Source organism: Psychromonas sp. (assembly GCF_983033635.1).
The window spans coordinates 1-12494 of record NZ_CEZLMY010000102.1; the positions used below are offsets into that span (position 1 = coordinate 1).

Genomic DNA, 12494 nt, shown 5'->3' on the forward strand with positions numbered 1-12494 from the left:
TCGTTTGCACCATAATCTTTAATTGTTTTTATCTGTTTATAAGCCAGTTTATTTAAAATATCAGCAACAGCGGCACCTTGATCAAAACCATGTTCAATCAACAAATGACCGCCATTGGTCAGATAATTGCCTGCTTGCTCCGCTATTAACTGAATATCAGCTAAGCCACTGTTTTCAGAGACTAACGCAGATAGCGGTTCAAAGCGCACATCACCTTTATTTAAATGAAAATCATTTTTATCGATATAAGGCGGATTGCTGACAATCAGATCAAATTTTCCATCAACATTTTCAAACCAATTACTTTGCTTGAATATCACATTATTAATATTTAATTGTTGTGCATTCGCTGTTGCCAGCTGAACAGCATCACAGCTGAAATCAATCCCGATACAGTTTGCTTTAGGCAATTCACTGGCAAGCGCTAAAATTATTGCCCCCGTTCCCGTCCCCAGATCTAATATATCTGCATCAGCAGGACAAACTTCAAGGGCTGATTCAACTAAAATTTCTGTATCGGGACGTGGAATTAACGTTGAGTTATTCACTTTCAGCGGCAAAGACCAAAACTCACGAGTGCCAGTTAGATGCGCAACAGGTACACCGTTAACACGTTGGCTAATTAATTCTTCAAACTGACTTTTTTGCTCAGCAGTTAAGTCTCGTTCAGGCCAGGTCATCAAATAAACAGTTTCTTTATCTAACACAAAAGCTAACAGCACCTGTGCATCTAATAATGCACTGTCACTATTAACTAATGTGAATTCAGCCCAAGTCAGAGCGTCATCTATACGCAATTAAAAAGCGCCTTGTGCAAGGGCAGCTAGTTTATCGGCTTGATCTTCCTGTAAAATTGGTTCAAGCAAGGAATCCAAATCCCCTTCTAACACTTCGTTTAAACGGTAAAGCGTTAAGTTAATACGGTGATCACTAACACGACCTTGCGGGTAATTATAAGTACGGATACGCTCACTGCGATCACCACTTGCAACAAGACTGCGGCGAATTGTCTGCTCTTCAGCTTGGTTCTTTTCATCTTCCGCTTGTTGTAAGCGCGCTTGTAAAACAGACATCGCTTGTGCACGGTTTTTATGCTGAGAACGTTGTTCCTGACATTCAACTACCGTACCAGTTGGAATATGGGTGATACGAATTGCAGAATCGGTTTTATTAACATGCTGACCACCCGCACCCGATGCACGGAAGGTATCAACTTTTAAATCCGCAGGGTTAATTGAAATTGCTTCCGCCTCTGGGATTTCAGGCATCACAACTACAGTACACGCCGAAGTATGAACTCGACCTTGCGATTCTGTTTCAGGAACACGTTGTACACGATGACCGCCTGACTCAAACTTCATAATACCGTAAGCACCTTCACCATCGATTTTGGCAACCAGTTCTTTATAGCCCCCCTGCTCGCTGGCATTGCTATTCATAACTTCTAAACGCCAGCCTTTAGTGTCAACATATTTGCTGTACATACGGAATAAGTTACCAGCAAAGATAGCGGCTTCATCACCACCGGCACCCGCACGAATCTCTATATAACAGTTGCGGTCATCATTGGGATCTTTTGGCAGTAATAAAATTTGCAGTTCATCAACCAAATTCTCAACAGAAGATTTTGCTTCTTTGAGCTCCTCTTTTGCCATATCGCGCATATCAGGATCATCATCTTCCAGCATCATTTCAGCTGCTTCTAAATCTTCAATCGCCCCCTGATAAGCCTGAAAACACAGCACGACAACTTCCAGCTGTGAATACTCTTTGGTGAGCTCCCGATATTTGTCCTGATTACTAATCGTCTCAGGATCGCCAAGCAGAGCTTGAACCTCTTCATAACGTTCAACCAGACCTTCTAACTTGGTTATAATGGATGCTTTCATATTTTATCTCTTTTAATTTATATTAGTTTGCCCTTATCGCTGTTTAAAACATAACGGCAGTGGCAATAATCTTGTTTTATTCTTCGGAATTTAAACCGAGGGCAGAACGTAATATCTGCAATTCGTTATCATCTCCGGAGCGGCTAACATGCGTTAATGCCTGACTCGGATGATGAATCAGCTTATTGGTTAATTTAAACGCTAACTCTTTTAATACTTTTTCAGGTTCAGCGCCGTTATTAAGCGCAAAACTTGCTCGTGTTAATAACTCATCTCGTAATAACTCACTATTACTACGATATAAACGAATACTCTCAACCGCTTTTAACGATTCCATCCAGGAGATAAAGTCAATAATGCAACTTTCGACAATTTTTTCAGCTTCAACTGCCGCCTCTTGGCGTGCCTGTTTATTCTCTTCAATAATGCCATGCAGATCATCAACACTATAAAGATAAGCATCATTTAACTCAGCGACTTCCGGCTCGATATCCCGAGGTACGGCAATATCGATAAATAACATCGGCTGATGACGACGTGTTTTTAACGCACTTTCAACCATGCCTTTACCAATAATTGGCAGCGGGCTTGCAGTGGAAGAGATAATAATATCTGCATCCGCTAAATGGTTAGGGATTTCACCCAAGGTAATCGCTTGTGCATCAAACTGCTCCACAAGTTCCATCGCCCGCGCTAGTGTGCGGTTAGCAATGGTAATATTGGGCACATTATGTTCCACCAAATACTTACCAACCAATTCAATGGTTTCGCCCGCACCAATTAATAAAACGCGACTTTGTGATAACTCACTGAATATCTGTTTCGCTAAACAAACCGCTGCAAACGCTACTGAAATCGCATTTGCACCAATTTGCGTTTCGGTACGCACGCGTTTCGCCACGCTAAAAGTCTGCTGAAACCACTTATTAAGGATTTTATTAACACTTTTTGCCTGGCTTGCCGTGGCAAATGCCTGTTTTATCTGTCCCAGAATTTGCGGCTCGCCTAAAACTAACGAGTCTAAACCACATGCAACACGGAAAAGATGCTGCACCGCTTGTTCATCTTGATAACAATATAAACTTTCTGCTAGTTCACTTTCTTCTACCTGGTGAAAAAAACAGAACCAATCGATCACCTGCTGGCAGTTTTCCTGATTTAGATTGCAGTAGATTTCAGTGCGATTGCAGGTTGAAACAATCACAGCTTCCAACACTGAACTTCGCGCTAACAATTGTTGGTAAGCATCTAACAAAAACTCAGGGACAAATGCGACTTTTTCCCGCAATGACACAGAGGCTGTTTGATGGTTAATTCCTAACGCAAATAGAGGCATTCAATAAATTCGCAAAACAAGTTAAAAACGATTGGTATAAGGCAGGGAATTCTACGGGCATTTGCACAACATTTAAAGAAAACGATGCGGATCTGAGAAATTTAAGCTGTTTTTATCACTTTAAAACGGTTAACTGTGAACGAACAAAACAGAATCGACAAATATCTGCCTTTATATTTTTACAAGTGACAAAGCCTTGGGTATTATCGGTGCTCTTTTTATTTACTCACTTGAATTAAGTTGTTGCTAAAATCATGCCTATCAAAAATATTATTGCTTGTTTCTTTTTAATTTTTTCACTGTCGGGATGTTCATTCCTTTACGATACTTTTGTCTACCAAATTGATATTACACAGGGTAATTACATTGACGATAAAAAACTCGATCAGGTAGAACTTGGTATGAATCAGGAACAAGTGATTTTCATTCTTGGATCACCAATGCTGATTGACCAATTTGATTCATCAAAATGGTACTACATCCGTTATATCAAACCCGGCGGTAAAGATATTCAGCAACAGCAAGTGGTATTCACCTTTAATAACAAGATCCTGGAACATATTGAGCGAGAAGGTCAAATTGCAGATAACCCGCTTAACGATCCGAATGCTAAGAAAGCGCCAAATATCGCAGCAGAAAGCACTGATGATGATCGCGAGCCAATTACCGACAACCCGCCACCTATTACCGTTAAGTAGCTAAGAAAAAAGGCTAAATAACAAAAAAGAGCAACTGACCGATAAAGATTAGTTGCTCTTTTTTTTTAAATCACTTAATAGCGGATTGCTTATTTTGAGTTGAGGTTATTTATTAGCCATTTTAGCAGCGCGCAGTTTACGCATCTCTTTCGGATCAGCAATCAAGGGACGATAGATCTCAATACGATCTCCCGCTTTTGCAACCGTTGATAATTTTTCAGGGCGACTGAAAACCCCCACCTTGGCCTCGCTGATTATGATTTGTGGAAAATGTGTTGTGATCCCGGACAACTTAATACACTGTTCAAGCGTACTACCCGCGGGAACAGGCAGTGAAAGCAGAATTTGCTTATTCGGCAGCCCATAAACCACTTCAATCTCAATCATCTCACTCATAAATATTCCTATCGTATTCCGTAAACCACTTTTGCACGAGCCGCAAACGATTTCACCATTGAGCCCACTAATTCATTAAAAATACGACCAAATGCAATTTCAATCAATGAACTACTGAATTCAAATTTTAAATCCAAGCTTACTTTACACGCTTGCTCATCAAGCGCTGTAAATGTCCAACCGCCGCTTAAATGCTTAAACGGCCCATCCACTAAGTTCATAGCAATAGAGCGACTATCAACAAGTCTGTTTTCTGTGGTAAATGTTTGGCTAATGCCTGCTTTAGAGACTTTAATTGATGCGCGCATTGAATTTTCAGAAGAGGATAATACATTTGAGTCAACACAACCGGGTAAAAACTCAGGATAAGCAATCACGTCATTTACTAACTGGTACATTTCATCTGCGCTATACATCAACAATGCGCTGCGTGATACTTCTGCCATCGATAATACTCTTTAAAAAAAGGGGCATATTACACTATCCGCCCACTCAAGAAAAAATATATAGTAAAATCACAATAATTTCAGCAACTTTTCAACAAATGAAATAGCAATTGCAAATTGTTTAGGGTTACAATGCGAGACTATGGCTAAGAAAAAATCAAAAACTAAAAACAACGAAAATACGATTGCACGCAATAAACGTGCGAGTCACGAGTACCACCTGGAAGAACGCTTTGAAGCGGGTCTTGAATTACAGGGCTGGGAAGTGAAATCGTTACGCGCGGGTAAAGCGAATATTGCCGATAGTTATATTTTCCTGAAAAATGGAGAAGCATGGTTATTAAACGCAACGTTTCCCCCGTTAATTGCAGCATCATCACATGTAGTGTGTGATCCTCTGCGTTACCGTAAACTATTGCTTAAAAGACGCGAACTCGACAATTTAGTCGGTAAAGTGGAACGTCAGGGTTACTCGATTATTCCAATCTCTTTATACTGGAAAAAAGCCTGGGTAAAAGTATCTTTTGCGCTAGCAAAAGGTAAGCAAGAGCACGATAAACGTACCGATGTAAAAGATAGAGAATGGAAAATACAAAAAGAACGTATGATGAAACACGATACGCGTAAATAAGTACGTAACAAGTTAATAAATAGCAAAAAAAAGTAATGTGACGTAGATAACACTATCTTCGTTCCCTTTGTTTTGCTATTATTAAAACGTAAACAGATTAATCTGTTTACCACTGTGGGGATGATTTAGGACTCGACGAGATTCTTGAAACCCAAGGTGCATGCCGAGGTGGCGGTTGGCCTCGTAAAAAGCCGCCAACGTTATAGTTGCAAACGACTCTAACTACTCTCTAGCAGCTTAGGCTAGCTAGCCTTCCACCCACGCTTCTCCTATGGGCAGGGATTCGGAAGGTCATTTACATTTGGATAGCGAGGGAACCTTGTTCGAGGGTGAACCGCGAAATAGTATCGGACTCGCTTTTTGGTATCCTGTCTGTCGGAGATCAACGAGTTAACCAAAAGACTGACTAAGCATGTAGTACCGAGGACGTAGGTTTTTCGGACGGGGGTTCGACTCCCCCCATCTCCACCACCTACTATAAAAGGCTGATTTCCTTATGGATTTCAGCCTTTTTTGTATCTAAACGTTTATCTGTACCACATTTTGTACCAAGATGACCATCTCCACCTTCCTTAAAAGACGAAATCAAACTTACTATTTCCGTAAACGCATACCGATTAATCTTGTTGATAAATTTCAGAAAACAGAAATAATATCTTCCTTACGTACAACAGATCTAAATGAAGCTCTTATATTAGGTGCTCAAATGTTATCCGAATTTAATAAACAAGTTACAAAATTAAGGCAACCTGGGTAAATAATAGGTATCTGCTCTTGAATTGCGCGGATAGAATTGGCAGATGTAATGGATAAAGCGACGTAACTGAGATTTGTCGACACTAATATAAATACAATCAGGTGCATCCTTATCATGAACCAGCGCATGCAAAGCCCTCTGGATGGCATCACGTGCAGCGTAAACTGCTTTTCTTGAAATAGAAAAATCACTTGCTAACGAAGTGATTTTATCATGGGCTTGGTAAGAGGTCGTTTTTACGAGAAGATGCAATTTTCCTGAGGGAGTAAGTAGTGTTCGGTCAAGTATCGGCATATGTTTTACTGTTATAAAAACTGCTTATGGCAGAGCAATGAGTTTAAATAACGCAGCTTGATCCCTCAGACTATCCTTGTCAAATTGTAAAAAGGCAGGACATCCATACCTTATATTCTTTTAAACCATCGCATTAAAGAAAACATCATACACCACTCAACTAAAAGTTAATATTACAGCATATAACCGCAAGCAGAAAACCAGTCATATAAGTCAATATTGGTTGATTAAATTGATATTAGAGAACCAAAAGCTAAGGCGCTTTGTGCCCCGATGCGAGATAGATAGCTAACTCACTTCCCCCCCAACAACATAGAAGCCTACAATTTTGAGACCACTATTGCTCGTCCACAACATTTAGCCAATCAGCAGACTCAGTGCATCTAGTCCAGACTAACCGTATAATGCAGTACCACTCAGATTTTACGATTAAGGCCATGTTTAATGCCAACCACCAACCAAACCTGTTTAACAGAACTCGCGGAGCCAAGGCAAGCTCACCAGCACTTCAAAACATTTAAACCATATGGTTTTTTAAGTCAGTTTTTACCTGAACCACGAAAGAAGAAACATCTGCTAGGCGAGCTATTTAACTTCCCCGATAAAATCATGGCGATTGGACGATTAGATCACGACTCCGAAGGGTTGTTGTTACTCTCTACCGACGGCATGATGAGCTATAAAGTCAGAAGTAAAGGCATAGAAAAAGAGTACTATGTGCAAGTTGATGGAGCGATCACTGCTGAAGCAATGTCACTGATGCAAAATGGGGTTGAGATTGGTATTAATGGCACTAAATATCTAACTCTTCCTTGTAAAGCGTTCAAACTAGACGGTGAGCCTCAACTCCCCACTCGTGGCCGTAAAATCCGCGATCCGAGACATGGTCCTACTAGCTGGATCTCTATCACTATCTGTGAAGGGAAAAACCGTCAGATAAGAAAAATGACGGCGGCTGTGGGCTTTGCTACATTAAGACTGGTAAGAGTTCGGATTGGCGACATCCATATCGATAGCATGATTTCCGGTGACGTTGTCACGCTAAGCAATTTTGACGCTGCACTTAATCGCTAACGCCTCAAGTATTAAACCCATACCAACCTTTGCCCGTATCAAGCGTTAGTAACACCATTAATAAGTAACGCCTTTACACAAGTGGCGGATTACACCAATACCAGAATCAACTAAAAGGAGGTTAGCGGCCTCTCTTTTAGAGTTTTTCTTTAATATTTTCTATCTCGTTATGTGCCCCAAACAGAATTAGAAATAAATTCTGAAATACGTATTAACGCCCTGTTAACTGCGAAATATTGCGGGCTAAAATTTAGTTATTTATTACTTAGTCATTTGTTGATGCATTGCTTTAACTAAAGCAACTAGTGCATCTTTTGATAACTTATCAGCCTTTTCAACGGTATCAGCCAGATTCTTTTTGTTAGCAACAATTGGCGTGAAATCAATTGCCGGCTTAAGTACCGTTTTGATTAATTTCTTAGCCATTTCAGGATCATTATTCGCAATAATCTCTAACACTTCAGCTTTCATTGCTGCATTTTTATCGAGCAGTAGCTTAGAAATATGTGTGAAACCAACTATTTCACATTGCTCTAATGTGCCAAATTTAGGCAGCATACGCCAAGAAATCAGCGTATTAGGCGTCACCTCTTCAATATTCGTTGAACATTCAGCGATAACGTTTGACCATACCCAATCAAGAAAAGCTTCATCACTACAAAGGATCTCTCTTGCTTTGTTGCATGCTTTACCAATCTTATACTTAGCTTCTCGCTTCTCTTCTGCTTTTGGTGCATTAGAATCGATGTAATGTGTTGTATCTAAGTATTGTAAGATAGTTTCTTCTTGTTCTTTTAACGCTGAGCTCATTGAGTATACCTATTTTATAACACCTTATTATTGGGTGTCTTGACGAATTAAGCGCAGTGTATCTTACCAAAACAAAGAGTCTAGAAATATGGACCGTTTGTTTGCATTAATTTCATTGCGTGTAGAAATATTTACTCATAAAAAGTGTTCTTAATCTATTTGTAAATAATAGTGTAGTAGTTCAGTGATTCTGGCCACTTGCTTAGAGTAAAGTTAATCACATTTTTTAGGGGGGGGGGTGTGCCCCGAAGTCAGTTAGCATCATTATTCTGCACAACAGCTAAGTTAGAGATTAGAATATCAGTGTTTCACCATCTTCGGGTTCAATAAGGCGCTTTGTGCCCCTTTGCGGGTTAGCAAACGAACTCGCTTCCGCCCCCATAGAAAGTTAGAAGCAAAAGGCAAGACGCGCCCCCATTGTGCTCACAAAAAAGCCAGCTTAGGTAGCGGGATTTTTTGTATTTAAAAGGCAAAACGCAAGACTTGACCTCATTTACTATTTGTATTAACAAGCAACAAATTAGCGGTTTATGTACGATTTAATACTTGGTAAAAAAACATCCAAGGAAACTTGCATACCAGCTTGATCAGAACTTACTAATGGGTGACCCTATTTACTCTTAATGTGTTCGATTACTTTACTGTCCTACAGCGTGACAAAGAAAAAGTAAAAGCCACGCCAGAAAACTACCTGCCTTGGAATTACCTCAAGAATAGCAAGTTAATATCTGATTTAACTTCCTAAATACACTGACTTGGGCTAACTGCCCAAGTCAAACTATGCAGCCGTAAGATCTCGTTTATTTGAACTTCTGATTTTTACTATGTGATATATGTTGATAATAATACATATACAGTTCATTAGTACCACAGGGTATGCACCAATTGTCAATCCGTAAATGGCAAATACCGTGCAACCCACTGAATTGAGATAACGCAGTACTGATACGTTAGTTACTAGTAATGATATTGCAATAGCTACAGAGCCGAAATAACCTATAATTTCATAATTCATAAAGTGTACCTTTCTATTTATGTAGTGTACTGTGGCACTTTCGTGTATTGATATATAAACATGACTTTATCCTGCACAGAAGCACCACATTATAATTAAAGATTAAAAGCGCATATTTCCATTATGGAATCGATAAATTGCCTCTAGTGCGACCTCTGTTTCTTTTTCAATACCTTGCTCAAGTAAGATATTACGTTTGCCCCAAAAGTTTTCTCCTTTTTTATGGTTAGCTGCGACGGCACAAATTGTCGCCCCTTTTAAGCCCCTGCGATGACAAACTGTGAATAATGCTGATGCTTCCATTTCGATATTCTTTAAATTCAGGTCGATCAGTTTTTGTATCCATTCAGGGCTTTCACCATAGAAGGAGTCATCTGTAGAACTTATTCCCCAGTGCACCTTATAATCAGACTCTGTTGATAATTCTTTTGCGACTCGAATCAGTTCGGATGTGACTTCTAAGTCGGCGACTGCGGGCAAATTATCTGGAACATAAAACTTTGATGTTCCTTCATTTTTCATTGCAGCGGTAGTAATAACTAAATCACCTATATTGATATCATCCTGTAATGCTGCGCAACTTCCTAGACGAATAAACACCTTTGCACCAATATTGGCAAGTTCTTCAGCAGCGATTGCCGTGGATGGACACCCCATTCCTGTTGAAGTAACAGATACTCTTACTCCCTTGTAATAACCGGTATAGGTCTTATGTTCTCGTTTGTGAGCGACCAATTCAACGTCATCCATGTATTGCGCAATGATGTCTGTTCTAAATGGGTCTCCTGGAAGGAGAACGTATTCAGCAACATCTCCTTCAACCATGCCGATATGATATTGTTTGATCCCTTTGGTTCTTTCACTTTTATTAACTACAGACATAAATAACCTCTCTAAATAGTAATAATGTTTTTTAATTTTTCAGTGTAAATTTAAATGCTATCTCATTGCACCTGAAAATATATTGGTCTACCTGTTTTAGCTAACATAAATATATGCCATCAGGTTAAAGTGTTTGGTAACCTCTCTGCTAAACAGGACAAGGTGAGAGTAATCAACTTAGGTATTTCGATCTACAGCCTATTGCTTGAAACACTTTTTCCTTTTTAGATGGGGCGTGATTTTTTAGGTGTGATGTCGAGTGAGTCATTTCTAAGCTGGAGCTATAGTCAATCTGGTGTACAGCCATTTGCTCAGTGTCCTGCAGTTCGCCCCCTTCTTCCACCCGAATGCCATTTTTGAATTGAACGTTACTGATGGCATCTTCGAGCAGTTTAAACCCTCTCAGGCGATTCCGGTTTTTATCGGCTATCATCAATTTGTAGGTCATAGCCAGCGTAGTTTTCCGGCTACCACAGCTTTTCGTTTTGTTCGTTTTTAACGGAACCGTTGCAAACAACGATTAGATTGGCTTCGTTGTTCTGATATGTGTCCAGTGCTCTGTGGGAAACTCATAAAATGCGAGCATTTCAGCTTTGTCTTTAACCAGGCATTCTACTGCTTTGGGGTATTTGGTCCAAAGCGCTTTTCAAATATATCAAAGGCTCGATAAGCATCAGTCTTGGTTTCTGCCATCCAGATATCTTGAAGGGGTTCCTTCAATTTTGGCTAAATCGCTTTGGGTTCCTTATTCAGAATATTGGCTGTCTTATGAACCCAGCAGCGTTGTGCTTGCGCCTGCGTCCTAATGCATTCCAAAAACCAAGCGCACCATCACCGATAGCTAACTCTAGTCATAATGTATCGAGGTGATGATATCCATTCTAATCAGGTGGCAAAATTAACTATGCCACTACAAGGAGAATCCCGAAGGGGTGATCGCAATGCTCAAAAATGCGCGAATGTCTCATCAAGGCCAGAGATAATAATCTCATAAAGAGGCCTGATATTTGGAAGCCAACCTGTCCCTGATATTGAACCAGATACATTACAAGCCGGGAGGAGACCATTTTAAGTGTGATTTAACATTCACGACTAAGGTACTTCTATGTTGCCATAGATTATCGTTTCCGTTGGTCTGGTCGCTAAAACTTAGCCCACTTTGATAATTTCTTGTCCCAATATGGCGGCTGCCCTATGGCTTCTTTTACAAAATCTATAATGGTCTTTAATCGAATTGGTAGGTTTTGGTATTTTGGGTATACTGCGTAAACAGGCATCTGCTGAGTTGGCTTCCAACTTGGCAGAAGTGGGATCAATTTCCCTAATTCTAATTCATCCGTTAATAGGTAACTTGCGATATAACCTATGCCTCTACCTGCCAGGACAGCGTCACGAATTGCATCAGCTTTGTCTACTCGAAAGTTTCCTGAAACTTGAATGTTGAGTTGTTCGTTTTGTTTTGCAAATGACCAGTTGGTATAGCTGCGATTCTTACTATGGTATGTTATACAATTATGTTTTTTTAAATCATCGGGATGTGTCGGTTTGCCGAATACTTGAATGTACTCAGGAGCCGCCAGCAACATAAAATGTGTGTCGACGATTCTTTGGGCAACATAACCTGCATTTATCTCTTCGTAGGTCGTAAACCAAAGGTCGATTTCTTCTTCTAACATATCAATTTTATAGTCAAAGAGACTCACTTCTGTTGTTAATGAAGGGTATTTTTTCTGGAACTCGTCGAGTGCGGGTAAAATATGCATAGTGCCAAATGAGCAGGACAGGGCTAAGCGAATATTACCAGAAACTTCATCTCTAGAATCAATCATCAGAGTGTTGGCTGTTTGAATCAAACTTACTATTTGCTCACAATAACGAGCGAAGTCTTTGCCTTCTTGGGTTAGGGCTAAATTTCTAGTGCTGCGATTGACTAGTTGAACGTTGAGTTTGTCTTCTAGGTTATGTAGTTGCTTGCTCACATGTGACACTGATACTTCGAGCTTTTCTGCTGCCTTGGTGAGACTCCCGGTGGTAGCTAAAGCGTTAAAGAAGATCATTTGGTAAGCTTCATGTTGTAGACTTTCCTTCATTTTTCAACCTTATATAATGGCGCATGAGTGCCCTATGTTAAGTCATTAACTGATCGATACAACAGCCTTTTATATGAAGACTCACTTATCAGCATGTACATCTTGTAATTTCAATATAGTTGTTCCAACTAAAACGATTGAACTTCAAGATATTAAATCGATAAGGTGCATAAGAC

At 39.9% G+C, this 12494-nt stretch carries 13 protein-coding genes, 1 other RNA gene and 1 pseudogene; 5 read left to right on the plus strand and 10 right to left on the minus strand.

From position 1 onward, the window contains the following. The 3 genes from prmC to hemA all read right to left on the minus strand — a co-directional run. The coding region (prmC, locus tag AC4GME_RS12710) for a peptide chain release factor N(5)-glutamine methyltransferase (protein WP_490379505.1) at nucleotides 1-797 on the minus strand (797 nt) is incomplete at its 3' end. After that, nucleotides 798-1889 (minus strand): peptide chain release factor 1, encoded by a 1092-nt coding sequence (gene prfA / locus AC4GME_RS12715; RefSeq protein ID WP_490377238.1) that lies wholly within the window; start codon nucleotides 1887-1889, stop codon nucleotides 798-800. It abuts the gene before it with no gap. A 76-nt stretch (nucleotides 1890-1965) separates the two neighbouring features. Further along, nucleotides 1966-3225 carry a glutamyl-tRNA reductase gene (gene hemA / locus AC4GME_RS12720; RefSeq protein WP_490377239.1) on the minus strand — a complete coding sequence of 420 codons (1260 nt, stop codon included), beginning with the start codon at nucleotides 3223-3225 and terminating at the stop codon, nucleotides 1966-1968. 254 nt (nucleotides 3226-3479) lie between these two features. Between hemA and AC4GME_RS12725 the strand changes: the two genes are divergently transcribed. Continuing rightward, the gene (locus AC4GME_RS12725; RefSeq protein ID WP_490377240.1) at nucleotides 3480-3923 is read left to right on the plus strand and encodes an outer membrane protein assembly factor BamE; all 444 of its coding nucleotides are present in this window, start codon (nucleotides 3480-3482) and stop codon (nucleotides 3921-3923) included. 105 nt (nucleotides 3924-4028) lie between these two features. On the opposite strand, the gene AC4GME_RS12730 is transcribed toward AC4GME_RS12725, so the two are convergent. Next, a complete protein-coding gene (locus tag AC4GME_RS12730) occupies nucleotides 4029-4319 on the minus strand; it encodes an RnfH family protein (RefSeq protein WP_490377241.1) in 291 nt (96 codons plus the stop codon). Between the two features lie 8 nt (nucleotides 4320-4327). Continuing rightward, on the minus strand, nucleotides 4328-4765 hold the full coding sequence (locus tag AC4GME_RS12735; RefSeq protein WP_490377242.1) for an SRPBCC family protein: 438 nt from the start codon (nucleotides 4763-4765) through the stop codon (nucleotides 4328-4330). 142 nt (nucleotides 4766-4907) lie between these two features. On the opposite strand from AC4GME_RS12735, the gene smpB reads away from it, so the two are divergent. From smpB to AC4GME_RS12750, 3 genes are all read left to right on the plus strand, one after another. Continuing rightward, a complete protein-coding gene (gene smpB, locus AC4GME_RS12740; protein ID WP_490377243.1) occupies nucleotides 4908-5396 on the plus strand; it encodes an SsrA-binding protein SmpB in 489 nt (162 codons plus the stop codon). Nucleotides 5397-5512: 116 nt separating this feature from the next. After that, nucleotides 5513-5867: a transfer-messenger RNA gene (ssrA, locus tag AC4GME_RS12745) on the plus strand. Nucleotides 5868-5949: 82 nt separating this feature from the next. Next, nucleotides 5950-6153 carry a DUF6538 domain-containing protein gene (locus AC4GME_RS12750; RefSeq protein WP_490379506.1) on the plus strand — a complete coding sequence of 68 codons (204 nt, stop codon included), beginning with the start codon at nucleotides 5950-5952 and terminating at the stop codon, nucleotides 6151-6153. Here the strand turns inward: AC4GME_RS12750 and AC4GME_RS12755 are convergent. Then, on the minus strand, nucleotides 6136-6447 hold the full coding sequence (locus AC4GME_RS12755; RefSeq protein ID WP_490379507.1) for a hypothetical protein: 312 nt from the start codon (nucleotides 6445-6447) through the stop codon (nucleotides 6136-6138). The genes AC4GME_RS12750 and AC4GME_RS12755 overlap by 18 nt on opposite strands. A 444-nt stretch (nucleotides 6448-6891) precedes the next feature. On the opposite strand from AC4GME_RS12755, the gene AC4GME_RS12760 reads away from it, so the two are divergent. After that, a complete protein-coding gene (locus tag AC4GME_RS12760) occupies nucleotides 6892-7521 on the plus strand; it encodes a pseudouridine synthase (protein WP_490379508.1) in 630 nt (209 codons plus the stop codon). 261 nt (nucleotides 7522-7782) lie between these two features. Here the strand turns inward: AC4GME_RS12760 and AC4GME_RS12765 are convergent, their stop codons facing one another. The 4 genes and pseudogenes from AC4GME_RS12765 to AC4GME_RS12780 form a co-directional block, all read right to left on the minus strand. Continuing rightward, nucleotides 7783-8331: a hypothetical protein gene (locus tag AC4GME_RS12765; protein WP_490379509.1), complete on the minus strand. Its 549-nt coding sequence runs from the start codon at nucleotides 8329-8331 to the stop codon at nucleotides 7783-7785. Between the two features lie 1117 nt (nucleotides 8332-9448). Further along, a complete protein-coding gene (locus tag AC4GME_RS12770) occupies nucleotides 9449-10228 on the minus strand; it encodes a nucleoside phosphorylase (RefSeq protein ID WP_490378528.1) in 780 nt (259 codons plus the stop codon). A 334-nt stretch (nucleotides 10229-10562) separates the two neighbouring features. Next, nucleotides 10563-11076: pseudogene (locus AC4GME_RS12775) on the minus strand (transposase); the annotation flags it as partial. 294 nt (nucleotides 11077-11370) lie between these two features. Continuing rightward, nucleotides 11371-12318, minus strand: a complete 948-nt coding sequence (locus AC4GME_RS12780; RefSeq protein ID WP_490379510.1) for a LysR family transcriptional regulator — start codon at nucleotides 12316-12318, stop codon at nucleotides 11371-11373. Between the last annotated feature and the right edge of the window lie 176 nt (nucleotides 12319-12494).

Coding starts and splice junctions, on each gene's coding strand:
- AC4GME_RS12755 (WP_490379507.1), bottom strand. CDS start 6,447: ATGCCGATACTTGACCGAACACTACTTACTCCCTCAGGAAAATTGCAT.
- AC4GME_RS12735 (WP_490377242.1), bottom strand. CDS start 4,765: ATGGCAGAAGTATCACGCAGCGCATTGTTGATGTATAGCGCAGATGAA.
- AC4GME_RS12760 (WP_490379508.1), top strand. CDS start 6,892: ATGCCAACCACCAACCAAACCTGTTTAACAGAACTCGCGGAGCCAAGG.
- prfA (WP_490377238.1), bottom strand. CDS start 1,889: ATGAAAGCATCCATTATAACCAAGTTAGAAGGTCTGGTTGAACGTTAT.
- smpB (WP_490377243.1), top strand. CDS start 4,908: ATGGCTAAGAAAAAATCAAAAACTAAAAACAACGAAAATACGATTGCA.
- hemA (WP_490377239.1), bottom strand. CDS start 3,225: ATGCCTCTATTTGCGTTAGGAATTAACCATCAAACAGCCTCTGTGTCA.
- AC4GME_RS12730 (WP_490377241.1), bottom strand. CDS start 4,319: ATGAGTGAGATGATTGAGATTGAAGTGGTTTATGGGCTGCCGAATAAG.
- AC4GME_RS12770 (WP_490378528.1), bottom strand. CDS start 10,228: ATGTCTGTAGTTAATAAAAGTGAAAGAACCAAAGGGATCAAACAATAT.
- AC4GME_RS12725 (WP_490377240.1), top strand. CDS start 3,480: ATGCCTATCAAAAATATTATTGCTTGTTTCTTTTTAATTTTTTCACTG.
- AC4GME_RS12750 (WP_490379506.1), top strand. CDS start 5,950: ATGACCATCTCCACCTTCCTTAAAAGACGAAATCAAACTTACTATTTC.
- AC4GME_RS12765 (WP_490379509.1), bottom strand. CDS start 8,331: ATGAGCTCAGCGTTAAAAGAACAAGAAGAAACTATCTTACAATACTTA.
- AC4GME_RS12780 (WP_490379510.1), bottom strand. CDS start 12,318: ATGAAGGAAAGTCTACAACATGAAGCTTACCAAATGATCTTCTTTAAC.